Below are 24348 nucleotides of genomic sequence, written 5' to 3' on the forward strand. Positions count from 1 at the left end.
GACCCTAAAACCTCGCTGCCTCCCCTTAAAAAAAGGAAACCGGATTAAAGTCCCCTAATTTATCGGGGAACCAGTGCGGTCTTCTCCCAAGGGGAGACGCTAAAAGCGTTAGCGAGCCTGCGAGCGTCTGGGGGTTTCCCCCATGAGCAACTGGCGTGAATTTAGGGGGATTTAAAAGGTGATCCATCACTAAAAACTTTTCAAACATCCTCTTAGCTTTACCTGGTTATGTTCACACTGCTATTTAATAAAAGTCATCAATTCTAAGAGGGAAAATATGAGTTTCAAGCTATCACGTCGACAGTTTGGCCAGTTGGCACTTACTGGAACTGTAGTATCTGGACTTAGTTATCTAGCCAACAAAGCCTTGGCGCAAACACCAAGTTTAGATTTAGATATTGTAGGTATAGGTTCTGGCCCGATCATAAACCCTTCCCAAACAGCTATCCCAGAGGTAAATACAACTGAATTAGATAATACTGCCTCAAACACTATATCCATCGATACTAATGTACCCACAGATATTAATGTAGAACTTGTTTTGCAATCCTTAATTACAGGAAAGTCTCAGGTACTTGGGGATAAAAGTACACCTCTATTAGGGCCTAATCAGATATTGAGTGGCTTCACTTCTTTAAGTAATGGCACACTTGTTTTAGCCGTTACTCCTATTACAACTAGTAGAAGACGGGCAACGCCTACTCACATTACATTTTTGGGTACACCTGCAAAAACTTTGATAATCTCAGGACTTAAACAGAATCAACAGCTTGGGAGCTTGCTAGGCACTAATGATGGGCGGCTCATCGGTCTAGTAGGTAAGAAGAACGGTACACCACCTATCACATTGGTAGATATTAACCTTCAAACAGGAGAGATAACTCCTATTGATAAGTTTAAATTCCCAAAAGATGAGCGAGCCGGTAATCTAGCACAGTGCCCAGACGGAAAACTCTATACAACTTTACTTGGACTCAATGGTGGTACAACTCTGGTACAGCTAGACCCAAATCAAAAAAGACCAATTAGACTGGGACAATTGAAAGTTGATGGTAAAGAATGGAATAATGGCTTACAAAGCTTAGTTTGTTCTGCAACAGGTCAACTCCTCGCTTTTGGAGCTATGAGGTATGAGACACCTTATGCTGTCTATAGCGTAGATAAAAAACAGTGGAAACATGACTCGGCTACAATACTTTGACACTACTCTGATTGCGCTTGCGCGGAGTAAAAGGGATTAAGCCGATATTTAGCAGAAAATCCTCAAGCCCTCGTCTGGGCTTGAGGATTTTTATCAAGAAAGGCACAAGGCAATACGCTTGGGTTAGCCATAAAAACCCCTAACCTGCGTAGGGTCAGTCCTCATCATCAACGGCAAGGTATTGGTAGCAAGCTAGTGCATACTTTATAAATTACCTCTGAATCTCACACTAAAGGTAGAAGTATTTTAGGAATGAGTACACACATTTATTATATATAAATAGTCAGATTAATTCAGAGGAAAATAACTTATGTCTGATTTAATTAACAAACAAGTCATCCTTAAAAGTCGTCCAGTCGGCGAACCAAAGGAGAGTGATTTTGCTTTAGTAGAAACACCAATTCCCGAATCGGGTGAAGGGGAAATTCTTAGCCGCACCATTTATCTATCTCTAGATCCTTATATGCGTGGTCGCATTAGTGCAGGCAAGTCTTATGCTGCATCAGTAGAATTGGGTTCAGTTATTGTGGGTGGTACAGTCAGCCAAGTAATTAAATCAAATCATCCTCAATTTCAAGTTGGGGATTTTGTTCTTAGCAATAATGGTTGGCAAACTTATGCTGTATCTAAGGGTGAGACACTGCGTAAACTTGATCCGACTCAAGCACCTTTATCTTATAGTTTAGGTGTACTTGGTATGCCTGGTCTAACTGCTTATGCCGCTCTACTTGATATCGGCCAACCAAAAGAAGGTGAAACTGTAGTAGTTTCAGCCGCTTCTGGTGCTGTCGGTGCAGTAGTAGGTCAAATTGCCAAAATTAAAGGTGCGCGGGTCGTGGGAATTGTCGGGAGTGACGATAAGCGGGATTATATAGTTAAAGAATTAGGTTTTGATGTTGGCATTAATCGCAAAACTCAAGAACTTGATTCAGCCCTCAAAGAAGCTGCCCCTAATGGCATTGATGTTTACTATGACAATACAGCAGGTGTGATTTTAGAAACTGTATTGCAGCAGATAAACCTTGGGGCAAGAATTCCATTAGTAGGTTTGATTTCGGAGTATAACGCTACATCGACTCCATCAGGGCCTAATTTAATGCCGCTACTAATCAAACGGGCTTTAATCAAAGGTTTCTTAGTTAGCGATTATCAACATCAATTTAATGATTTTTTACGTGATGTTTCTGGATGGTTGCAGTCTGGTCAACTCAAGTATAAAGAAGATATAGTTGTTGGTTTACAAAACGCTCCGAGTGCTTTTATTGGTTTACTTCGAGGTGATAATTTTGGCAAGCTGATTGTTAAGGTCAATGATAACCCAACAGCAGCTTAAACGTTTAATAAAATGGGTGTGTGCTACGTTACCGCAAATCAGTAGTATATTGCTGGAGAAGAGGGAGCAAATTGTTGAAATTCAGTGTCGTCAGGAGTAGATAATTCAACTAAAGTTTTAGGTGTAATTAGATGCACAATGGTTTTAGGAGTAAGCTGCCACTACTGCTGACATTCTGCTTATTTACTAGCTTTTTGCCTGTCTCTAGTTCAGTTTTATGTCCAGCCGTTGCCTCCGACGAATACTATAAAGTAGCCAGAAATAATGGCAGAGATGGACGCACAGGAAGCGATGGGCGATCGGGTAGAGATGGTGGCAGTGGTGAAAACCAAAATATTTTTGTCAATGGTTCACCCGTTAATCTTGACTTATCTGGTAAAGATGGTGAAGACGGGGAAGACGGAGAACATGGCGATCAACCTGACTGTGGTTCCCAACGCGGTCGCGTTAGCCACGACATAAATGCACCAAATGGTGGTAGTGGCGGTAATGGAGGCAAAGGAGGAGATGGGGGAAATGGTGGTTCCCTCACGGTGTATTACAGCAATTTGACAGACTTACGGAACGTTTCCGTTCGGGCAACTGCTGGAGAAGGTGGGCGCGGCGGTAGAGGTGGCAACGGTACTGGAGGGTTGCAACTGTCACAGACGGAGATGGGAAGTTAAAACCTGTAAGGGAACTCCTGGTAGCCCTGATTATAAGTGTACTGAGAAGGTTTATCGATGTAGCGACGGTAACGATGGGCGAGATGGCAGCGATGGTAGCGATGGTAGGCAAGGGCGCTTGGGAACTTTGAGTATTGTGAATAGCAAGGAACCTTTGGCAGCTGATAGTCCAACTGTGAAGCTAGCAATTTCGGAACTGACAAACAAACAGTTCAACCTCTCAAAGAATAAATGGAATCAACGCATAGGGGCAGCTTCTCTACTTGCGCCTGGTTCTGCGATCGCTGATAATTATCGAGAGTTTGAACAGCGTCTAGAAGAAACTTTTCAAATAGTTTGGCAAGAAAGACAACCCATTACCAGCTTTGGTAATCAAGCTGTAACACTGAATTTAACTGACAGCAAACAAGTAGAAGTTACTTTTTCTGAGGACTTATGGGTTCAGGGTAATACCCAAAGTGAGGCTAAATTGACAACATTTACCGTTAACCATGCCATTCCTAAAAAAGATGTTACCCGGTTAGCTGTGGCAGAGTTTGCTGATGCAGGACAAAACCTCAACTTAAAAATAGTCGATTTGGCGGCAAAGTCTGATGTTATTAATACTCAGTTTCGCATAAAATTCCGCGCCCAGGATAGCTTGCACGGTTTTTCTGGCTACAAAACTGAATATGAAGGTGATATTCCTAACGAACTTGTGACTCGTGACTACAACCGTTTTACTCTAGCTTTGGGCAAACTCAAAATTTCTGATGAAGCTTTACGCCCTGATGTCAACGTTGATATTGAAATCGTAGCAACTCGTTCTTTGGGAATACGTTCTGCGAAGCAAACTATTCGCTGGCAGGGTGCAATCCGCAAGCCTAGATAAAATTTAGGAAGATTTTTTCCCATCTGAAACCATTTGCGAGAGAAGATAGGCTGCGAAATCTAGTAACTGATCCAGCAAAAAGCCAATAATGCCGATGTAGAGGATTACCTGAATTATGTAATCAGCATTGCCAGCTTTATAAGCCTCCCAGAGAGTAAAGCCAAGCCCTTTTGGGCCGATTAACATTTCTGTGGAAATAACTATAAACCAGGCTACCCAAATGCTAACTTTCAACGCATGAAATACATGAAATATAGCTACTCTAAAGTTATTATTCTGTCTCTGAAAATGTCGCATACCTATTGCAGTATTAATGATCATTGTCCAGAGAGTTCCCAGAAAAACTACTATAATAGCAGCCGATTCATTCTCTTGAAATACTATTAAAGCAATAGGTAATAAAGCTATAGGAGGGATACTATGTGGTATCTGAAATATCAGCCTAAATAGCTGATATACCATGCTATTGATACCTATTAAATATCCGATGAAACTACCTAATACAGCAGCGGGAATGTAACCAACAAATAACCTTTGTAGGCTAGCTAAAATGTCTAAAAACATATTATTATCTCTGCCTCAGTTCTCATAGTCAATATTTTGGAAATACTGTGGCAACAACACAAAATTACGGGTGAAAACTGTATTTAATTACACCTTTTATTGGATAAATACAATATTTTTTATATCTTTACCTCCTTGACGAATAATCAAAAAAGTTAGGTGTTATTACGATGTGATCGTAGTAGTACAAAGAAGAACTCAAAACTTGACTTTATTAAACTTTATCAGAAAAGCACAATCTGATTAGTAAATTAAATACAATTTCCAGAATTGTTTAATCAAACATGAGTTCGTGTAAATAATCCGCGAACCCATGTTTTTTTTCCAAGGGCAATTTGGGATCCATACTTAGCAGCAGCAGGCGCACGTACTTTAGCGGACGCGACGGGATTAGCCCCCAATCGGGGTTATTATTTGGCTGTAAAATCTTTTGTTGATACCAAGCCAGATGCTTTGAAAATAGTTCTAGATGAAGTGAAGAAAGTTAGTGAATGGGCAAAGAATAATTCTACTGAATTGTTAGCGTTTAATGTGTGCTTCTATCGCTCTGAATTAGCGTTTTAAACTAGCCTTAAAATAGCCTAATAGAAATAGTGAAACCCAACATTATATTAAGTTAACATTGGGTTTCACATCATTCAAATAGCTTGATTAGGTGGTATTTGTTCAGGCGGCGTTTCCGCAGGGGGAGCGAGTACCGCATCTGGAGCAATTTCTTCTACAGGAATCGGTTGTTTGTCCTCAGTCTCAGCATCTGGTTGTGCTGCTTCCACCAATTCAGGAGATGGGGGATGTGGGGGAATCGCTTCCGGGACACTCTCGGTTTTTGCTTCGGTTTCGGTAGTAACTGTCTCCTCTGCTGGTTGTTCTGGTATGGCAGTAGTTTTGTCGATAATCTCAACAACAGGTTTCTCTGCCAGAACAGAGGTAATGTCTTCAGGTTTGGGGGTTGTGGGTGTCTTTTTACTCACAGTCTGTTGCACCTTGTCTTTCGCGCCACTGAAGGTGCTACCCAGACCTTTTTGCAACTGGCCTAGCCGTTCCTGAAGGGACAACTTATTCACCTGTTCTTGAATGCCAGTTTTTACCGTCTCAGCACTGGGTACTTGGGTTTGTTGCGTCTGCGGGGTCAATTGCCGACGTAATGATAGAGTTTGCCAGCCAAACCAGACCAAAAGAGCCACACTAGCCACATGACCGAGCAACAAACCCCCAGTAATGCGTGGTGCAAAACACCCATAAGACTAAAGCGTAGAACAATCCTACGCCACTCCAGATAAAGTCATTCTTGCGGTGGATTTCTGGGAAAAAGAAAGCTGCTATGTAAATGGCTAAACTACCAAGACCCACTACCAAAGCTAGGACAAATGCCAGCATTATTTGGTTACTCCTTACTGCGTCCTTTAATTATTTCAATTTTGCAAATTTTGCCAGTCAATTGTTGATTTAGATACAATTTAAAATCAATTATCCCTGTTACTTGTGGATTTTTGTCATTTATATCAAGTCTTAAGGTCTTCTTTAGGGGAGAACGGAAAATATCGGACTACCCTTATAGGTAAAGGATTCTGCAAGAGTTAGCCAGAAATTTTTATGACACTACAAAGCTTTGGTGTGATTGGATTAGCCGTTATGGGTGAGAACATCGCTCTCAACGTGGAGCGCAATGGCTTCCCAATTGCAGTTTACAACCGCTCCCGCGAAAAAACGGATGCGTTTATGGCGCAGCGTGCTATAGGACGGAATGTCAAAGCCGCCTTTACTCTAGAAGAATTCGTTGCCTTATTGGAACGTCCCCGCAAAATTCTAGTAATGGTGCAAGCTGGTAAGCCAGTGGATGCGGTAATTGCTCAACTAAAACCTTTGTTAGACGAAGGCGATATCATTATCGATGGTGGCAACTCTTGGTTTGAAGATACGGAACGCCGCACTCAGGAATTAGAACCGGCTGGGCTTCGGTATCTTGGTATGGGTGTCAGTGGCGGTGAAGAAGGAGCGCTAAATGGGCCTTCACTGATGCCTGGAGGTACAAGAAGCTCTTACGAGTATCTATCACCAATTTTCAACAAAATTGCTGCCCAAGTCGATGATGGCCCTTGTGTAACCTATATTGGCCCTGGTGGTTCTGGTCACTATGTGAAAATGGTACACAACGGCATTGAGTACGGCGATATGCAGCTAATTGCTGAAGCCTACGACTTGCTGAAAAATGTCGCTGGATTAAACCCTAGTCAGCTACATGATGTGTTTGCTGAATGGAACACCACTGATGAACTCGATTCATTTTTGATCGAGATTACGAAGAATATCTTCCCATATATTGACCCAGAAACAAATAAACCCCTAGTGGATTTGATTGTTGATGGCAGCCGGTCAAAAGGGAACTGGACGCTGGACTGTGCAAACTGCATTGGAATTGGGAGTTGCTATTCCTACAATTACAGCAGCAGTTAATGCCCGGATTATATCTTCGATTAAAGAGGAGCGGGTTGCAGCATCTAAAGTCCTCACCGGCCCCAGTGGCAAGTATGACGGGCAAACTAAGGACTTTATCAATAAAGTTCGTGATGCTCTCTATTGCTCAAAAATCTGTTCTTATGCTCAAGGGATGGCGTTGCTATCCACAGCTTCAAAAACATATAACTGGAATTTGGATCTGGGCGAAATGGCACGGATTTGGAAAGGTGGTTGTATTATTCGCGCTCGCTTTTTGAATAAGATTAAGAAGGCTTTTAGCGAAAATCCAGCTTTGCCTAACTTGCTGTTAGCTCCCGAATTTAAGCAGACAATTCTCGACAGACAGACTGCTTGGCGGGAAGTAATTGCGACAGCTGCAACAGTAGGAATTCCAGTACCCGCATTTAGCGCCTCCTTAGATTATTTTGACAGCTATCGCCGCGATCGCTTGCCTCAAAATCTAACTCAAGCACAACGCGACTACTTCGGCGCACATACCTACCTGCGTCTTGATAAGCCCGGAAGTTTCCATACTGAATGGGTTCCCATTGCTGAAGCTGAGAAGTAAGTTTTCACGTATCTGTATGAGGATATTCTGAAAGGTTAGTTAATTTCAAAGTACAGATTTAGAAGTGGCTCTGAAACTCAGAGCCATTTTTTTAACGTAGACGCTTCTCTACGAGACGCTACGCGTAGCTTGCTGAAGGGTACGGCTTGCCGCAGGCTACCGCAGAGGCTCAGAGAACACAGAGGAAGAGAGCTTTATTTTTTATTGATTTTAGGAGTTGTTATTACCAAGATATTTGGCTTTTAATTCTTCTAATTCTTGATCTATTTCGTTTGTACTAGAAGGCCCAGATGTGGGAATTGGTGGTTGTATTTTATTTGGCTGAGGTTTGTTACTACCCAAAAATTGGGTTTTCATTTGTTCTAATTCCAGATCAATTTGACTAGGAGATGGCGATACAAATGTAGGTGGAGATTTTGCTGGAGATTGAGGGAGGGGTTTTGCTGCAATCGCTGATGTGGCTGCTACTTGCGATTGTTGATTTAAGTCTTTGAGAACTTCATCTACTGTTTGATAACGTCGAATTGGAATACTTTCTAACATTTTGTTGAGAATGCGACTCAACTGATTACTAACGGGAGTTTTCAAGTATTGCTGCCAAACCCAAGTATCGTTGTTAGTATCATAGGAATCGAAAGGCGATCGCACTGTTAATAAATTAATACAAGTTGCACCCAAGCTGTAAATATCGCTGGCGAAAACAGCTCTACCTCTCATTTGCTCAGGGGCAACATATTCTGGACTACCAATACTTGTACCAGTTTGATTTAAGGCAGCGCCAGTGGCAGATTTAGCTGCACCAAAATCTACTAATACTAGTTTGCGTTGGGCATCGCTCTCACGAATAATATTTTCTGGTTTAATATCGCGGTGAATTACGTGTCTGGCATGGCAAAACTGCAAAACTGATAATAAATCGTTTAATAGTTGCCAGATTTGTGTTTCACTAAAAGCACCTTTATGTGCTAATTCCTGGGCTAAGTTTTGCCCGTCGATAAATTCTTGTACAAGATACTGCCGATTTTCTTGGGTAAAATATGCCAGTAGTTCGGGAATTTGCGGATGTTTCCCCAATTCATCTAACTGCACCGCTTCTTGATTAAATAACTCTACAGCTTTGGCAAGACTATTAGCGCCTTGGGATTGGGGATAAAATTGCTTAATTACGCAGCGTGGTTTTGAAGGTTTATCCTCATCCACAGCTAAGAAAGTTTTGCCAAAACCACCTTGTCCGATTGGTTTGATAGCACGGTAACGTTCTTTGAGGAGTAACTTAGAACCGCAAGTCCGGCAAAACTTGACATCAGTAGGATTTTCAGGCTTGGGACAATGGGGATTAAGGCAGTAGCTCATATAGGCGATCGCTCTTATATGTTCTTATTTTCTCTTGTCCCAGGCAAAAGGGGGTAATTAGCAGATTTTGGATTTTAAATTTTGGATTTGTGTCACGCAGAAGGGATAAAAACGTTTAGTGGAACATTAGTCTGGTATGAACCAAAAGAATCTAAAATCTAAAATAATCAAGTGCGATCGCTACACTTACACACTGCTAACTAGCCCATACCTTCTATAACTGGATGAAAGTAGAAGGCGAACCCCAATACTGTATAAGCAGCTAATAATAAAGTGCCTTCAAGCCAATTGGACTTACCATCAGAACTGATACTGTTTGCAATCAAGACTGATGCAACCACAGCTACTAATTCAAAGGGTTGGAAATCCAAATCCATTGGTTTACCTAATACCCGCCCTGCTATCACCAACACGGGGGCAACAAATAAGGCAATCTGCATACTTGATCCCACAGCTACCGAAAGGGAAAGATCCATCTTATTTTTCATCGCCACGGTGACTGCTGTGGCATGTTCAGCCGCGTTACCGACGATGGGAACCAATATCACCCCTGTAAACAGTGCCGTCAAACCTAGCTGAGATGTGGCCACTTCCAGAGAATCTACTAGCATTTCTGACTCAAGTGCCACTAGTAAGGTACATACTAGCAAGACACCAACCCACAACATCATATTTGGTTTCGCGTGAGGGGTTTCCTCTTCTTCTGTCTCCGCTACACCCACATCATAAAGATAGGAGTGGGTTTTCATTGAAAACAGCAGTGTTAGGGCATAAACCAGAATTAATACTACAGCAACAGCAATAGAAAGATTTTGCAGTGTTTCTTCGTTAATTCCTTGAGATGTGTAATTCATCGCCGTTGGCATCAAAATAGCAATCACCGCTAAATTCATCGAATCAGCATTCACCCGCGCCACAATTGGCTGAAATGTCTGTTCTTTGTAGCGTAACCCCCCCAAAAGCATGGAAAAACCCATCACCAGTAGTAAGTTGCTAATAATCGATCCCGTGATACTGGCTTTGACTACATCTATTAACCCAGCATTCAGCGCTACTAAGGCGATGATTAGTTCTGTAGCATTGCCAAATGTGGCGTTTAACAAGCCCCCCAATGATGGCCCCACTACGACAGCAATTTCTTCTGTGGCTGTACCCATCCAAGCCGCTAAGGGCAGAATTGCTAATCCAGCTGTAACGAAAACTATTAATTCTCCCCACTCCAGAAAATGGGCTGCTACAGAAATCGGGATAAACAGTAGTAAAACGAAAAGAATAATGTTTTTGGTTGACATTTGTTGTCTTAAGTTGAGGGTATCATTCACAGCGAGCAATCCTGAGTTTTAAGTTTGGAGTGTTGAATTAACAATCACTTTCATATCAGCACTCCGATATGATACTCTCAACCGTCTGTAGAGCAATTCAGAGATTGTACTGTTTTCCGTTCACTGCCGCGCTAATTATGTAAAATAAGATTGCGATATGATGAGTTCTCGCAATCTTTTGTTGCAAAAGTATGAATTTGAGGCAAAATATTACATCAAAAATGGGGTTTAATTATTAAAAGACAATTAAAATTTTGATTGACGCTGAAGAAGAGAAAACCCCTAACTGAGCCTTTGTTTAATGGCTAATTACTTTAAGCCTTCAGGGAAAGGGCTGTCTTGCAAAGTTCCTTCAAGTCGGCAGAGCCGCCCAACGGACTTTGCGCTGTGCAATAACGCAGATTTCCCATTACAATAAAACAGCTTTGTCAAAATTTAGTTGGATCTCATAGTTGTTGTTTATACCGGATTTTGTGTTCAAACTATTGTAGTAAGGTTTACGCACAATGTTTTCGGTGCAACTGCAAGTTTTTTGTTTTGGATAAATATACATGACTTCTGCTGCTGAAATGCCGGCTAGCTCTGGCTCAACGTTAACATTACATTCAGATCCCAATAACACCAAAGAAACCGATCCCCTGAGAAAGGCTAATGGTGTTTATGTGACGGTGCATGGTCATTTTTACCAGCCACCAAGGGAAAACCCTTATCTGGACGCAATTGAACGCCAACCGAGCGCTGCACCTTTCCATGACTGGAATGAGCGGATTCATTGGGAATGCTATCGTCCAAACGCCTTTGCCAGAGTCTTAAATGACCAAGGCGAAGTGGTGGGGATCGTCAACAATTATGAGTATTTCAGTTTTAATATTGGGCCAACGCTGATGTCGTGGCTAGAACGCTACGATGTGGAGGTTTATCAGCGCATTTTAGAGGCGGATGCCAAGAGTAGCGATCGCTTGCATGGTCACGGTAATGCGATCGCGCAAGTATACAATCACATCATCATGCCTCTGGCGAATGAACGCGACAAATATACCCAAATTCGCTGGGGTAAAGAAGACTTCCGCTCCCGCTTTGGCCGCGATCCCGAAGGTATGTGGCTAGCAGAAACTGCTGTAGACTACGCAACCCTAGAAGCTCTAGTTGCTGAGGGCATTCGCTTCATTGTCCTTGCACCGTCTCAATCCCTGCGTTGCCGTCCCCTCCCCACTCAAGATCATCCCCATCCTGAATGGATTGAAGTAGGTGGTAGTCAGATTGATTCTACCCGTCCCTACCGTTGTTATCTGAAACCCACATTAGACACTTCATCTTCACCTCTGAGTGCGATCAATGATGGCAATGGGGATAACCACTCCCCACTCCCCACTCCCCACTCCCTCCCTTACATTGATATCTTCTTCTACGATGGGCCGATATCGCGGGACATGGGTTTTAGTGATGTCGTTTATAATTCCAGTCACTTTGCCGGACGTATTGGTTCGGCAGTGCGTGGGGATCATCGTCAGGCACAGCTAATTTCTGTGGCGACAGATGGGGAAACCTTCGGACACCACAAAAAGGGAACTGAGAAAACTTTAGCCTACGCCTTTACCAAAGAGTTTCCTCAACAAGGTTGGACAGTGACGAACTTCGCCCATTACCTGAGCTTAAATTCTCCCGGCTGGGAAGTGGAATTAAAGTCAGTCACAGCTTGGAGTTGCGCTCACGGTGTCGGCAGATGGGAAGATGACTGTGGTTGTGGTGGAGAAGGTGGTGTTTGGCATCAAAAATGGCGTCGTCCCTTGCGGGATTCCCTAAATTGGCTGCGGGATCAGCTAACTGAGGTTTATGAAGAACATGGTAGACAGTTATTTCGTGATCCCTGGCTAGCGCGAGATGAATATATCCAAGTATTGCGCGATCGCTCTGCTACCAATGTCAACCGTTTCTTAGCCCGTCATCAAACCCACAAACTAACCGCAGCCGAACAAGTAGACGCTTTGCGCTTGTTAGAAATGCAGCGTCACGCTTTGTTAATGTTCACTAGTTGCGGTTGGTTTTTTGAAGAAATTTCCCGTCCAGAGGGGACACAAATTCTGCGCTACGCCGCCCGTGCTTTGGAATTAGCAGGGGATGTGGCAGGTGTGCAGTTGGAAAAAGGCTTCGTCAAACGTCTTGGTTTAGCCCCCAGTAATGTGGATCAGTTCAAACACGGTGCAGAAATTTATCGGCAACTCGTGTTAACTGCCCAACTTGGCTTTAAGCAAGTAGCAGCCCATTACGCTATTACTTCCCTATTTACTAATCAGAAACCAGCAGAGGCGCACAATTCCCTACCGAGGAAAGATGCTGCTGACAAACAGCCTCAGCGTTACCATAAGCGGGTTTATTGCTACGCAGCCAATGAGTTAGATTACCAACTGCAACGGATGGGATCGTTAACTCTGGCTGTGGGAAATTTAAAGCTAGTATCAGAGATTACTTGGGAAAGTGAGCATTTGGTCTTTGCAGTTCTGCATTTGGGAGGCTGGGATTTCCACTGTGGCATTCAGCAATTTACTGGGCGGCGTGACTACAGCCAATTAAAAGAAAAGCTGTTTGGGGCACTAAAACAAGCTAGTGCGGCTCATACTATCTTGGCGATGACGCAGCTATTTGGCGAAGAAGCTTTCAACTTACAGAATCTATTTGCTGAAGAACGCCACCGGATTATGGGGCTGCTAAGTCAGGAAACACTGGCACGTTTAGGACAGTTGTATACCCAAGCGTACCGTGATAATTATGGTGTGCTGATGGCGTTTCATCGAGATGAACTAGCAGTACCGCAAGAATTGCAAGTTGCAGCAGATATTGCTTTAGGACATCGCTGTCTGATGACATTACGATCGCTTGAGCAAGATATCGCTGATCCCCAAAAGAGTTGGAATCACATCTTAGAATTAGAGGCGATCGCAACTGAAGCAAAACATCTGCGTTGTCGGCTGAATATTCCCGATGGGAAGCAGATGTTAGAACAGTTAATTGCGCGATTGCTCTGGCAATTGTTGAACGATGCCAATGGTAGCTTTAATGCAGATATCCAACTGTTGGAGCGATTGATTGATGTCGGGGATCAACTAAATATTGACGTTTCTCTACAGCGATCGCAAGAACTCTATTTTAGTTGTCTGCAAAGTCAGATTGCGCCGGTGTGTATTACTAGCTTTGGAAATGAAGCAGATAATCAATGTCTTCAATTGCTCAAGTTGGGTAAAAAGTTAGCTGTTGATGTTAGCGCAATCTCAAATCAGTTGAAATAGATGTAGGGACTCACAGACTCAGAATCTTGCTTCGATTATTATTTTCCGAGAGTGACAAAACAGAGATAAATAGGACTTACGCAAGAGTTACGGAATAACGTAGACGCTTCTCTACGAGACGCTACGCGTAGCTTGCTTCCCGAAGGGTACGGCTTGCCGCAGGCTACCACAGAGGCGCAGAGTACACGGAAAAATCAGAGTTTGAGAGATATTTTGCGTAAGTCCTAATAAATTCTGAATTCTGACTCCTGGGTGCTGAATGATCGTCAAAAAACGGACGAAATAACTCCCAGGTGAGACTTCCCATTATCGTTGACAATGTATGCGATCGCTCCTGATGGTTGATGAGCGTGTAATTTCTTTTCGTCCAAGTGCGATAATATTGATTTAGTCAGTTGTTGAATCGGGAGCGCTCGTGGTTACACAGTTCAACATCAATGATACATTGCTGCAAGAGGCACTCGCCCTAGATGACCAGATAACCGTTGATGCCCTGGTCGAAACTGCACTGCGCGAATATATCCAACGTCGCAAGCGACTTAAAGTGTTAGAACTCTTTGGCACTATTGATTATGACTCAGACTACGACTACAAACAGCAACGTCAGCAGGCATGAGGGTCATAGTTGATACCTCTGTTTGGTCGCTGGCTTTGCGTCGGAGAACCCCACCCGATTCTTCCCCTGTAGTTACCCGATTACGCGATTTAATTACCAATGACCAAGTTGCTTTGCTGGGTGCGATTAGGCAAGAAATCCTTTCTGGCATTCGCAGTTCGGAACAGTTTACCCGTCTACGAGATTACCTGCGGATATTCCCAGATATGGAACTAAAGAAAAGGGGATAATATCCCCTTTCTTTTTACAGTGAATTTTAAGTTAGTGAAGTACACAACGATTCGTCTCAAATCCAGGTAATGCACCCTGTTTTACTTCAAAATTCTAACTCCTGAATTCTGCTGTAACTTTATTTACTTAATCTAGCAACGATCGCGATGGTAGGGATAAAGCCACTCACACCTGAAGAGTCCGTGGGTATGTTTCTCAAAAAACGTTCCTGCATGACGTTTACGTGATATGTTGATCCCAGCTTTAGTTTTAATCTCATATAACCAAGGAAAGGCTACTACTAAAATAGCTATGGCAGTGAAGAGGTAGAAAATTGTAGTTTTAATGTTGAGGAATTTTCGGGAATTGCTATTGTGACTTTGAGGCATAGAAATGAAAAACGAATAGCCCATACTATCGTAACTTAAAGTTGAAAATATCGCTGGAAACGTGGATCAATATTATCAGTTTTCTGCTGATTGCAGGTAAAGCAGAGAGTTTGTAAATTGCTGATATCGTTTTGACCGCCACGTGCGAGAGGAATAATATGGTCGATACTGAGGTTAGTTTCTCCAGTAGTTTTACCGCAGCTTTGGCATTGATATTTGTCACGTTGAAAAACATATTTCTTGACTTCCGGCGGGATACGAATGCGGGGAGTTTTGCTCATTTTATTTCTAGTTGCTAAGAAATTCTTCCAAGCTTGGTACATTTACCCAACTTGATTTTTGATGCGATTCATGAGATAAATCCATCAACAACTGAGAATAAATTCCTTCTCGCAGCGATGGTGTAATTTCCTGATTATGATTAATTCCTTGTACCCATTGGTCTACTATGCGGATAAATGCTGAAATACGACCATCAGCATAATTTTTGGGAAAAGTTAATCGATTTGGTATTTCTATTTCCGTTAGGGGTTTACCTACCTGGGAACCCCAAACACGAAAACCATGTATATAATCTTTTTGATTTTCACTACCTACAATTAATGTACCGCGATCGCCATATACTTCTACCCAATGGGTTCTTGGCGCATGAACCACCGCACTGATAGAAAGTTGGCAAGGTGTACCATCTGCTAATTCCAGCGTTAATATACAGTTGTCATCTGTATCTACTGGCTTAGATTCTCCGCTAACAGGGTCAACGCGTGTCGGAATTGCAGTAGTTAAATGGGCGTTTAATCTACGGATTGGCCCGAATAACCAGTGAATATAATCGAAGGCGTGGGAACCTAAAGATCCCAATGCACCGCCTCCTTTGTCTTTGTCAGAATACCAATTCCAAGGGCGTGAAGTATCAGCACGAGAAGAACCCAACCAATCAATTTTAATTAAGCGCAACTTACCCACATAGTCTTCTGACAATAATTCTGCAAACAACTGCCATCCAGGGACAAAGCGAAATTCAAAATCTACAGTCGCAATAACACCTTTTGCTTTAGCTAACCGATACAGTTCTTTAGCCTCAACTGCGTTTAAAGTTGTCGGTTTTTCCAATAATAAATGTTTGCCAGCTTGCAATACAGTTTTTGCCATTTCATAGTGCAAAAATGGCGGTGTAGAGATGCTAACTGCTTGCACTTCTGGCAATGCCACAATATCTGCTAGTGAGTCGGAGGCGTGGGGGATATTATGGGATTCTGCTATAGCTTTAGCTTTATTTATATCTCGGTGATAAATAGCAACTACCTCTGTTTGAGGATGTGCTTGGAATCCAGGGATGTGGACTTTTTGACCAAATCCAGTACCTGCGATCGCAATCCCAATCATATCATTATTTACTCCCATATTTAGACAATTTATTATTCACTTAATAATATCATTTTGTCTATCATATCTAATATATCTGAGTTTTTACTTGCATCAAATTTTCTAGCGAATAATTTTTCTGATTGCCTAATTTTTTCAAAATCCTGTTTTTCTAACATTCTTGGATGATAGGCATTAACATCAGCCCAATCTAGGTATCTCATGTGATCGTTAACTACCTTATCTTTAAAAGGTGAATTTAAAATAACTGTTTGAAAAAATAACTCATCGGCACAAAAAGTATAATTAAAACGTTTAATAAAATTGGGATTTTGCTTTACAAAAATATTTATCCATTTTACACATTCTCCTGTTAAACACCAAAATTGAGAACCTCCATAAATAGCAAAGCCTTCAGGGAATTTACGTTTTTTAGGTAAAAATAAAATAAAAAATGTATATAATAAAGATGCAATAGGAGATTTAAATTCCTGTTTTTCGGGAATACAAAAATATTTATCATTCCAACGGATGTGCCAATACTCTATTCTTCTTAAGCCGCCGCCTCTCCATTTACTACAAGGTAGCGGGAAATACTCCAGAAATTCTTTACCTTGATTGTTTTGTAGAAACATCTTGATATATGCATTTGATTTGAGCAAATAGTCTTGCCCTGATAAGTTTATAACATAATCAAAGTCAAGACCTGTTTCTACTATTGAATTTATACCTTCTAAAGTAGCTCTGACAATATCAAAACTTCCCCATCCTGAATTATATCTCTTGATAAAAAACACATTCGGGAATTTCTGAAATTGAGTAAATATCTGATGATACGTTGTCCTGTCTGCTTTTTTATCTATATGTATAAAAAAGGAAACCTTATCTCCATTCAATTTAGAAATAAGACGCTGCAATTGTTCAGGATAATTATGTGCCAAAATTATATATGCTATTCTCATAAAAATTACTTTGCGATATAAATAAATTTGTCTTGTTTACTTTTCATTTCAGGTTCATTATGAAATGATAAAACTCTAATTTTCATGGTTTTTTATGTGTAAGTGGATTTACTAAATAATTCCCCACCGTAATTATCTATAAAAAAGCCAAACAAGAACTTAAAATCTGAGTATTTGTTGATCATAATTTTCGGGAAGAGGTTCTATTTCCCAGACTATACTTTTTTCTGTCAACAGCGCAACTTCTAAACCTTTAAAGACTTTATCAATTTGAGCAATGGCGTAATCGCCTGCGGGAGGCGATCGCAATCTGAAAATACTCTCACATCACAGTTTATACTAAGTAGGACTTACGCAAAAAAACTCTCAAACTCTTATTCCTCCGTGTTCTCTGCGGACTCTGTGGTTCAATTTTCCGTTACTTGTGCGTAAGTCGTGCTAAGTACTGGCGACACAATAAATCGGATTTTGGAATACCCAATAGCAAAGGGACTTGCAAATAAGCCATGAGATGTTTTGCTTCGCTTCTCTACAAGACGCTCTGCGAACATCCACAATGACATCTTATATTTAATCCTGCATACCTACTTATAAATATTGCAATCTTTCTTATCAACATTGGAATATTCTTTATAAAAGTTGCAATTTTCCTCATCAACATTGGAATATTCTTTATAAAAGTTGCAATCTTCCTCATCAACATTGCAATACTCCTCATTAACATTGCAATATTCCTCATCAACATTGCAATACTCCTCATTAACGTTGCAATATCTCTCATCAACATTAAAGCGATTGTGAAGAAAACTAGATACAAGCGAAAAATCAAGAGAAATTACTCAGATACGCTTGTATTTTTTTAATAAATACAATTATTCACTAATTTTACTGAACCAGAAAACAGCTTGATTAAGGCAAACTAGCTCTAGTAGACTCTCAAAGGAATATGTTTATGTCTCGTAGAAAACGTACATCCCGTGTTCTAGAAAAAGCTGAATTAAGAGCCTCTGGACTAAAAGCAATTGATTCTAATATGGATTTTGGGAATAATTGTGATTTGCAAAGCTTGACTCAAGTAATTGAGCAGTTACGAACTATGCTTGATGCTTATAACACTGCCTTAACTGTAATTGATTCTTCCAAAACTAAAATTGATGCCATAGAAAAAACTTTAAGTAATCTTACAGATAAGATGGTGAGAGGGGTTGCTTTTAAATATGGCAAAGATAGCAGCGAGTATGAAATGGCGGGTGGAGTTCGTGATAGTGAACGGGTTCGCAAAAGCAGATTGAGCCGCTTGAAAGCTGTTGCAGGAGAAGTGCTAGATGAAAATTCTAAAATTGCCTAATACAACACGATAGTAATCACAAGGCAAAGCGCAACAAAGCTTCTAGCAAGGGTTTTAGAGAATTAACAAACGTTAATTCTTGATTAAAATTATTTTTTTAAGCCTGTAATCGCTCTTGCTGAAGTATAACCTATCAGAATTTCTTTTGTTTGCTGATACTCTTTGATAAAGAAAAAGTATATGCAGCTAATATCATGCATTATCATGCATATAACTTTATGCATTGTGTCGTCTAGTTTAAATTTTCGTAATCTTAAAAACACTACAAAATGGGGATTTTAAAATTTTTACTTGTCTAAATACTGATTAGAGATTATAGTGATACGGTGTTTCTCGTTTAATGTTCTCGGCAGGGTTATACCATGATTTATTCGCGCAAATTACAGACGTTTTTTGCTGTTTTTTCATTGTCTGCTGTATTAATAGCTGATTTATTACTCACACAAAAAACTCCTCAAGCTTTAGCTCAAACGACAAATCCATCTGTCGGTAATGCTGTAACGTTCAGTTGCAATGATAGTGAAGCGACAATTAAATCTAAAAATGCTTCCAGAGTAACTTCTGGAACAACAAGCATTTACATTGGTTATCAGCAAGTTTCATCTAATAACAAAAATCCGATAACCATCCGCTTTAATAATGGCGTAAGAGCATGGTGTCGTACTGATCACGAAACAACCGGCGACGATGGTACTGGTTATGGATTGTATTGGAATGGGAGCGATGTTTTATATGGCGTTTACTCTTCCACTGGTACCCAGCCAGGTCTTAATTTTGGCCGCTTTGCTACTGGGCGTTGGTTAAGTAGTTATGGTTATGGAGGTGGGCCAAAAGTTGCAGTTATAGCCCGGCTTAATCCAGCTAATGGCGATGTTAATTATGCCACATTTTTATCTGCCAAAAAAGCGAATGATGGAAAAACTAACTCTTTAGTTGTCAATAACTTATCGTGGAATGGTACAAGTTTGACTGTGCAAGCAAAGTCATGGTGGACTCCCCGTCGTGCTAATACAACTTCCATGAATTGCACTGGGCCATCACCTTATGGATCATACAGAGTTGTATTTAATGGGGATTTAAGAACCGTGACCTCGGCTTCAGCAGATACTTGTAATTAAAAGGTTAGGATTCAGCTATCAAATTGAATAGTATATTTTTCTCTCGTTCCCATGCAGAGCATTATGAACAACTAATTAGATGCTCTGTCTTTAGTCAGATATTGAGCCAGAGGCTCGATGAATGCATTCCCATGCAGAGCATGGGAACGAGGAAAAATTCCAAGTCTCTCTCGTTTTAGTAGAGAGACTTTCTAGAAAAGTCAGAACTTAATTGACTGCTAATTTTTGCCATTCGGACGCTGAATAATTGTCTCCACTACGCGCCGCTTGGCTTTTGGATCGATACCTACTAAGCGTACATACTCATCGCTATATTTTGTCAAAGTTGCTTCCAAATTGGAAATTGCATCAGACTCGGCATCAATGTGGCTATTAACACAGCTTTGCCAAGAACCTGTGCGAAAACGGCGCTCATCTACGTGTTCAATACTAATTTTGTAGCCTTGAGATAATAATTGCCGAATCTGTTCTTGTGTCTCTAGAGTCAAATGTGGACTCGATACATGGTGTGTTTGGAATCCATTCGTTTTTGCTTCTTGAGTTGCGCCATTTGATGGCTGACTAATTGGTGTTACAGCAGGTGGTGCAGATTGATGAGAATTTCTACCTCGATTCAGTCGGTTGTATTCATCAACCAATTGAGAATTTTCCACCCGGCTTTGTTCACCAACCATCAACTTAGCAGATTCAATAAGGTGAGACAGGTTGAAATTTGGCTTTTGAAATTCTGGTGGCCCTTGAGTGCTGTTAACCACATTTAAGGATACCTGCTCAAAAACTACTTTATGAATATAGTTGCGGATTTGCTCGTCATAAATGCGCGATCGCAAAGCGCTAAAAAAGTCAATAGACTGATTGACAAAAGTATCAACTAGCTGTTCAATTTCTCGCTGCGACAATCCATCCGGTTCAAAAATCCCCTTGACAATTCCTACCTTGTCTTCTCTATCTGGTTCCCAGTAGAATTTATCCATCCGTCCATCCCGAATTAACGGTGCATAGAGGGTAGAAAAATCATTACCTGTGACAATAATCGGCACACGATTTAAAGGCGTGGAATCATAGCTTCCCGGCAACTGCACATCCGTGGGATTATCAGCAATATTCATCAGTGTGGCATTCACCAACTGGGTATTTACAGTATATTGAGTACCCTCATCAAAGCGTCCAGCACCAGCGTCTAAATCGTTAATCATCAGTACACACATTTTGCCGCGTACTTTGATCAGTTCTGCTGTTTCCCGATAGCGCAGCCGAATCAACCGCGCTGGATCTCCTGCATCTGGACTTTCCAATTCGCCACCAGATACGTGAGTCACTTCAATACCCATTTTCTCGAAGACTAACTCACATTGAAAAGTTTTGCCCTCACCTTTACGTCCATGAATCCCCAAAATCAAGGGTACTCGCACCCCAGGAAGCTTCAAAAAGTTTTTAGTGATGTGGACAGCAAGTTTATCCAAAAAACGGGGAGCAATGTAATAACCCATGAGCTTGTCTTATGAAAAATTAATTCTTCTAAGGTTAATGTTAAGTTTTTTTGGGGATAGCGATCGCTTTTCTTTCACACAGAACACAGTTTAGCTGCGCGATGCCTTGTATAGACATCTTGTAAAAAGAATGTAGAGACGTAGCACCGTTACGTCTCTACAAAGGTTATGAGTAATGCATATTTAATTTATGAATGCTATAGCTAAAATCAATATTAGCGCGATCGCTATGTCAACCTATACTTAGAGGCGCAGCAATGGTACAACAAGTCACACCAGAAACCACCATCGAAGTTATCTACCCAGAACACGACGGGAAGCCAATGGCGGATAATACAGAACAATTTACATGGATTGTCAAAATTAAAGAAAATTTAGAAATCCTATTTGCATCGTCAGCTGATGTATTTATCGCCGGAGATTTGTTTTGGTATCCAGTTAAAGGAAACCCTAATATTAAACAAGCGCCCGATACGATGGTAGTCTTTGGCAGACCAAAAGCAAAAAGGGGTTCTTATTTACAGTGGAATGAAGATAATATACCTCCACAGGTAGTATTTGAAATACTATCACCAGGTAACACTCTCAAAGAAATGACTAAAAAGTTGCAGTTTTACGAGCGTTACGGTGTAGAAGAATATTATATTTATGATCCACAGAAGAATGATTTAAATGGTTTGCTACGTTCTGGGGATAGTTTTGAAGTTATTGAAGAGATGAATGATTGGGTAAGTCCGCGTTTGGGAATCCGTTTTACACTCACACCGGATACTCTGGAAATTTTTTCTCCTAACGGACAAAATTTTTTGACCACCGTAGAAATTGACCAATTACGGGAACAAGAACGCCAAGCAAAAGAAATAGCTTTAGAAGAAAAAGAAGCGGCTTTAGAAGAACTGGAAAAAGAGCGCGATCGCTATCAAGAATTATTAGCTAAACTCAAAGAAAAGGGAATTGATACAGATAATTTATAATTGTTGACTTCAAATCAGTTATTTTTGCAAGTTACAGAAGATGTATGCATAGTAGAGATTATCTGGTGTTGTCGCTCCACCATGTTTTACGCTGATTATCTGGTCAACAGGACTTTTTATTTAATTTTACTTCTGTAATGCTGATAGATACTTAAGAAATGGAAATTAAAAATTTAACTATGGAACAACAACCGATACAAGTAATTGGAGGTGGACTAGCTGGGACAGAAGCTGCTTGGCAAATAGCCCAAGCTGGAGTACCAGTGATTCTCCATGAAATGCGTCCAAAACGATTTAGTCCTGCTCATCATACAGAACATTTAGCAGAATTAGTGTGTAGTAATTCCTTCGGGGCAATGGCAAGCGATCGCGCGGCTGGATTATTGCACGAAGAATTACGCCAGCTGGGTTCTATCGTTATTTCTAAAGCTGATGAACACGCCGTTCCTGCTGGTGGGGCGCTAGCTGTAGACAGAGGACAATTTGGCCAAGATTTAACTGAAACTTTAGCGAGTCATCCTTTAATTGAATTCCGTCGGGGTGAAGTGTCTGCAATTCCTGAAGGTATTGTAGTTTTAGCAACCGGGCCTTTAACTAGTCCCGACTTAGCTCAAGATTTGCAGCGCTTTACGGGGATGGAATACCTCAGCTTTTTTGATGCGGCTAGTCCGATTATTGTGGGAGAATCGATTAACCGTGACGTTGCTTTTATGGCATCACGCTATGACAAAGGCGAAGCCGCTTATCTCAACTGCCCAATGAATAAAGAGCAGTACTTGCAGTTTCGAGAAGAACTTTGTAAAGCTGAACAAACAGAACTTAAGGGTTTTGAACGAGAAACGGCAAAATTTTTTGAAGCCTGTTTACCCATAGAAGAACTAGCACAGCGAGGGGAAGATACCATGCGTTACGGCCCCCTAAAACCAGTGGGATTGTCAGATACTCGCACGGGGGAACGTCCTTATGCTGTGGTGCAGTTGCGACAAGAAGATAAAGCTGGTCAACTATGGAACATGGTAGGATTTCAAACTAACCTGCGTTGGGGTGAGCAAAAACGAATATTTCAGTTGATTCCAAGTTTAGAAAAAGCGGAGTTTGTGCGTTTAGGAGTAATGCACCGCAACACCTTTCTCAATGCTCCCCAGCTAATGCATCCTACCCTGCAATTTAAAGAACGTCCCACATTGTTAGCTGCTGGACAATTGATAGGGACTGAAGGCTACACAGCTGCGGCTGCGGGTGGCTGCTTGGCGGGTATTAATGCCGCAAGATTAGCTTTGGGTAAAGAACCTTTAGTTTTACCACCAACAACAATGATGGGTGCGTTATTGGAATTTATTAGTTCCGCTTCGCCCAAGCATTTCCAACCAATGCCACCCAACTTTGGGATTTTTCCAGAACTGGGTGCGAAAATCAAAAGTAAGCAAGAGCGTTATGGACGTTACCGCGATCGCTCTTTAACTGATTTGGCAAACTGGAAAGCTAATCATAATTAAGGGGCATGGGGCATGGGGCATGGGGCATTGAGACTTCCCCATTCCCTATCTATGGGACTTGCAAAAAATAAATTAAGAATACTGTACAATAGTCAATCACTTTTATTTATTGAATTAACAAATAAAAGTAATTGCTGCTATGCTAAAAGGTCTTTAAAGTGAAGTTAGCCGGTCAATGATCAGTTGATTGTAAAGTTTTCTTAGCAATAGCTTAGGGAAACAAGCTGAAAAACTTTGTATCTTTAGGTATGAGTTAAAAATATTACGCCTGTGGTAATTTCTAATAAATCAGAATACGCGCTTTTAGCCCTGTTAGAGTTGGCAACCTGCTACCCCAAGGGTGAAGCCCTGCAAATTCGAGAGATAGCGGCATTGCAAGACATACCGAACCGCTATTTGGAACAACTTTTAGCAACATTAAGACGTGGAGGTTTAATTAAAAGTATACGCGGAGCCAAAGGTGGCTATGTTCTGGCGCGAGATCCGCAGAAAATTACAGTGTTCGATGCTTTTAGCTGCATGGAAGGGTCAGATATTACTGTCTCTAGTAATGAGCCGACTCCCAACACGGTAGAAGGTGAGCTAATTCAAGAAGTTTGGCTGGAAGCACGTCAGGCTGCTAACTCCGTTTTAGAAAAATATACACTCCAAGACCTTTGCGATCGCAGAGCAACCCGAGAACAGAAAGAACTAATGTATTACATTTAGGTAATTTGTCATTACGCTTTCTAAAAGATGCTGAGTGTAGCTTTTTTGTGCGTA

The 24348-nt window shown here is 41.2% G+C and carries 20 protein-coding genes and 3 pseudogenes; 13 read left to right on the forward strand and 10 right to left on the reverse strand.

Annotated features, from left to right (window positions below; all coding sequences use genetic code 11):
• The first annotated feature begins 277 nt into the window (after positions 1 to 277).
• The 3 genes and pseudogenes from ANSO36C_RS03330 (at position 278) to ANSO36C_RS03340 (ending at position 4070) form a co-directional block, all read left to right on the forward strand.
• Positions 278 to 1201, forward strand: a complete 924-nt coding sequence (locus tag ANSO36C_RS03330; protein ID WP_251958374.1) for a hypothetical protein — start codon at positions 278 to 280, stop codon at positions 1199 to 1201.
• Between the two features lie 310 nt (positions 1202 to 1511).
• On the forward strand, positions 1512 to 2534 hold the full coding sequence (locus tag ANSO36C_RS03335; protein ID WP_251958375.1) for an NADP-dependent oxidoreductase: 1023 nt from the start codon (positions 1512 to 1514) through the stop codon (positions 2532 to 2534).
• A 131-nt stretch (positions 2535 to 2665) separates the two neighbouring features.
• Positions 2666 to 4070 (forward strand): annotated as a pseudogene (locus ANSO36C_RS03340) (collagen-like protein).
• A 3-nt stretch (positions 4071 to 4073) separates the two neighbouring features.
• On the opposite strand, the gene ANSO36C_RS03345 reads toward ANSO36C_RS03340, so the two are convergent.
• Positions 4074 to 4634 carry an ABC transporter permease gene (locus tag ANSO36C_RS03345; protein ID WP_251958376.1) on the reverse strand — a complete coding sequence of 187 codons (561 nt, stop codon included), beginning with the start codon at positions 4632 to 4634 and terminating at the stop codon, positions 4074 to 4076.
• Between the two features lie 414 nt (positions 4635 to 5048).
• On the opposite strand from ANSO36C_RS03345, the gene ANSO36C_RS34125 reads away from it, so the two are divergent.
• Positions 5049 to 5198 carry a hypothetical protein gene (locus tag ANSO36C_RS34125; RefSeq protein WP_323374557.1) on the forward strand — a complete coding sequence of 50 codons (150 nt, stop codon included), beginning with the start codon at positions 5049 to 5051 and terminating at the stop codon, positions 5196 to 5198.
• A 74-nt stretch (positions 5199 to 5272) separates the two neighbouring features.
• On the opposite strand, the pseudogene ANSO36C_RS03355 reads toward ANSO36C_RS34125, so the two are convergent.
• Positions 5273 to 6011, reverse strand: a pseudogene (locus tag ANSO36C_RS03355) (Ycf66 family protein).
• Between the two features lie 216 nt (positions 6012 to 6227).
• On the opposite strand from ANSO36C_RS03355, the pseudogene gndA reads away from it, so the two are divergent.
• Positions 6228 to 7659, forward strand: a pseudogene (gene gndA / locus ANSO36C_RS03360) (NADP-dependent phosphogluconate dehydrogenase).
• 210 nt (positions 7660 to 7869) lie between these two features.
• On the opposite strand, the gene ANSO36C_RS03365 reads toward gndA, so the two are convergent.
• Entirely contained in the window at positions 7870 to 9012 is a 1143-nt protein-coding gene (locus ANSO36C_RS03365; protein ID WP_251958377.1) for a serine/threonine-protein kinase, read from the reverse strand.
• Positions 9013 to 9212: 200 nt separating this feature from the next.
• Positions 9213 to 10304: a calcium/proton exchanger gene (gene cax / locus ANSO36C_RS03370; RefSeq protein ID WP_251958378.1), complete on the reverse strand. Its 1092-nt coding sequence runs from the start codon at positions 10302 to 10304 to the stop codon at positions 9213 to 9215.
• Positions 10305 to 10885: 581 nt separating this feature from the next.
• Here cax and ANSO36C_RS03375 point away from each other — a divergent pair.
• From ANSO36C_RS03375 to ANSO36C_RS03385, 3 genes are all read left to right on the forward strand, one after another.
• Entirely contained in the window at positions 10886 to 13618 is a 2733-nt protein-coding gene (locus ANSO36C_RS03375) for a DUF3536 domain-containing protein (RefSeq protein WP_251958379.1), read from the forward strand.
• A gap of 415 nt (positions 13619 to 14033) precedes the next feature.
• Positions 14034 to 14234, forward strand: a complete 201-nt coding sequence (locus tag ANSO36C_RS03380; RefSeq protein ID WP_251958380.1) for a type II toxin-antitoxin system VapB family antitoxin — start codon at positions 14034 to 14036, stop codon at positions 14232 to 14234.
• Positions 14231 to 14464 (forward strand): PIN domain-containing protein, encoded by a 234-nt coding sequence (locus tag ANSO36C_RS03385; RefSeq protein ID WP_251958381.1) that lies wholly within the window; start codon positions 14231 to 14233, stop codon positions 14462 to 14464. The genes ANSO36C_RS03380 and ANSO36C_RS03385 overlap by 4 nt, the downstream gene beginning before the upstream one ends.
• 132 nt (positions 14465 to 14596) lie before the next feature.
• Here the strand turns inward: ANSO36C_RS03385 and ANSO36C_RS03390 are convergent, their stop codons facing one another.
• The 5 genes from ANSO36C_RS03390 to ANSO36C_RS03410 form a co-directional block, all read right to left on the reverse strand.
• A complete protein-coding gene (locus tag ANSO36C_RS03390; protein ID WP_251958382.1) occupies positions 14597 to 14833 on the reverse strand; it encodes a hypothetical protein in 237 nt (78 codons plus the stop codon).
• Between the two features lie 35 nt (positions 14834 to 14868).
• The gene (locus ANSO36C_RS03395) at positions 14869 to 15114 is read right to left on the reverse strand and encodes an HNH endonuclease (RefSeq protein WP_251958383.1); all 246 of its coding nucleotides are present in this window, start codon (positions 15112 to 15114) and stop codon (positions 14869 to 14871) included.
• 7 nt (positions 15115 to 15121) lie between these two features.
• Positions 15122 to 16219: a Gfo/Idh/MocA family protein gene (locus ANSO36C_RS03400; RefSeq protein WP_251960239.1), complete on the reverse strand. Its 1098-nt coding sequence runs from the start codon at positions 16217 to 16219 to the stop codon at positions 15122 to 15124.
• 32 nt (positions 16220 to 16251) lie between these two features.
• Positions 16252 to 17160: a beta-1,6-N-acetylglucosaminyltransferase gene (locus ANSO36C_RS03405; RefSeq protein WP_251958384.1), complete on the reverse strand. Its 909-nt coding sequence runs from the start codon at positions 17158 to 17160 to the stop codon at positions 16252 to 16254.
• Between the two features lie 159 nt (positions 17161 to 17319).
• Entirely contained in the window at positions 17320 to 17469 is a 150-nt protein-coding gene (locus ANSO36C_RS03410; RefSeq protein ID WP_251958385.1) for a hypothetical protein, read from the reverse strand.
• Between the two features lie 643 nt (positions 17470 to 18112).
• On the opposite strand from ANSO36C_RS03410, the gene ANSO36C_RS03415 reads away from it, so the two are divergent.
• Complete coding sequence (locus tag ANSO36C_RS03415) at positions 18113 to 18508, forward strand: hypothetical protein (protein WP_251958386.1); 396 nt, start codon at positions 18113 to 18115, stop codon at positions 18506 to 18508.
• Positions 18509 to 18870: 362 nt separating this feature from the next.
• On the forward strand, positions 18871 to 19626 hold the full coding sequence (locus tag ANSO36C_RS03420) for a hypothetical protein (protein ID WP_251958387.1): 756 nt from the start codon (positions 18871 to 18873) through the stop codon (positions 19624 to 19626).
• A gap of 218 nt (positions 19627 to 19844) precedes the next feature.
• Here the strand turns inward: ANSO36C_RS03420 and ANSO36C_RS03425 are convergent, their stop codons facing one another.
• Positions 19845 to 21116, reverse strand: a complete 1272-nt coding sequence (locus ANSO36C_RS03425) for a ribulose bisphosphate carboxylase small subunit (RefSeq protein ID WP_251958388.1) — start codon at positions 21114 to 21116, stop codon at positions 19845 to 19847.
• Between the two features lie 257 nt (positions 21117 to 21373).
• On the opposite strand from ANSO36C_RS03425, the gene ANSO36C_RS03430 reads away from it, so the two are divergent.
• From ANSO36C_RS03430 to ANSO36C_RS03440, 3 genes are all read left to right on the forward strand, one after another.
• A complete protein-coding gene (locus ANSO36C_RS03430) occupies positions 21374 to 22090 on the forward strand; it encodes a Uma2 family endonuclease (RefSeq protein WP_251958389.1) in 717 nt (238 codons plus the stop codon).
• Positions 22091 to 22269: 179 nt separating this feature from the next.
• Positions 22270 to 23586 carry an FADH(2)-oxidizing methylenetetrahydrofolate--tRNA-(uracil(54)-C(5))-methyltransferase TrmFO gene (gene trmFO / locus ANSO36C_RS03435; RefSeq protein ID WP_251958390.1) on the forward strand — a complete coding sequence of 439 codons (1317 nt, stop codon included), beginning with the start codon at positions 22270 to 22272 and terminating at the stop codon, positions 23584 to 23586.
• 270 nt (positions 23587 to 23856) lie between these two features.
• Positions 23857 to 24294, forward strand: a complete 438-nt coding sequence (locus ANSO36C_RS03440; RefSeq protein WP_251958391.1) for an RrF2 family transcriptional regulator — start codon at positions 23857 to 23859, stop codon at positions 24292 to 24294.
• Positions 24295 to 24348 lie beyond the last annotated feature (54 nt).

Source organism: Nostoc cf. commune SO-36 (assembly GCF_023734775.1).
GTDB classification, from domain to species: Bacteria; Cyanobacteriota; Cyanobacteriia; order Cyanobacteriales; family Nostocaceae; genus Nostoc; species Nostoc commune_A.

Coding starts and splice junctions, on each gene's coding strand:
- ANSO36C_RS03425 (WP_251958388.1), bottom strand. CDS start 21,116: ATGGGTTATTACATTGCTCCCCGTTTTTTGGATAAACTTGCTGTCCAC.
- ANSO36C_RS03365 (WP_251958377.1), bottom strand. CDS start 9,012: ATGAGCTACTGCCTTAATCCCCATTGTCCCAAGCCTGAAAATCCTACT.
- cax (WP_251958378.1), bottom strand. CDS start 10,304: ATGTCAACCAAAAACATTATTCTTTTCGTTTTACTACTGTTTATCCCG.
- ANSO36C_RS03405 (WP_251958384.1), bottom strand. CDS start 17,160: ATGAGAATAGCATATATAATTTTGGCACATAATTATCCTGAACAATTG.
- ANSO36C_RS03430 (WP_251958389.1), top strand. CDS start 21,374: ATGGTACAACAAGTCACACCAGAAACCACCATCGAAGTTATCTACCCA.
- ANSO36C_RS03415 (WP_251958386.1), top strand. CDS start 18,113: ATGTCTCGTAGAAAACGTACATCCCGTGTTCTAGAAAAAGCTGAATTA.
- ANSO36C_RS03335 (WP_251958375.1), top strand. CDS start 1,512: ATGTCTGATTTAATTAACAAACAAGTCATCCTTAAAAGTCGTCCAGTC.
- ANSO36C_RS03345 (WP_251958376.1), bottom strand. CDS start 4,634: ATGTTTTTAGACATTTTAGCTAGCCTACAAAGGTTATTTGTTGGTTAC.
- ANSO36C_RS03375 (WP_251958379.1), top strand. CDS start 10,886: ATGACTTCTGCTGCTGAAATGCCGGCTAGCTCTGGCTCAACGTTAACA.
- ANSO36C_RS03420 (WP_251958387.1), top strand. CDS start 18,871: ATGATTTATTCGCGCAAATTACAGACGTTTTTTGCTGTTTTTTCATTG.
- ANSO36C_RS03400 (WP_251960239.1), bottom strand. CDS start 16,219: ATGATTGGGATTGCGATCGCAGGTACTGGATTTGGTCAAAAAGTCCAC.
- ANSO36C_RS03390 (WP_251958382.1), bottom strand. CDS start 14,833: ATGCCTCAAAGTCACAATAGCAATTCCCGAAAATTCCTCAACATTAAA.
- ANSO36C_RS03395 (WP_251958383.1), bottom strand. CDS start 15,114: ATGAGCAAAACTCCCCGCATTCGTATCCCGCCGGAAGTCAAGAAATAT.
- trmFO (WP_251958390.1), top strand. CDS start 22,270: ATGGAACAACAACCGATACAAGTAATTGGAGGTGGACTAGCTGGGACA.
- ANSO36C_RS03330 (WP_251958374.1), top strand. CDS start 278: ATGAGTTTCAAGCTATCACGTCGACAGTTTGGCCAGTTGGCACTTACT.
- ANSO36C_RS03385 (WP_251958381.1), top strand. CDS start 14,231: ATGAGGGTCATAGTTGATACCTCTGTTTGGTCGCTGGCTTTGCGTCGG.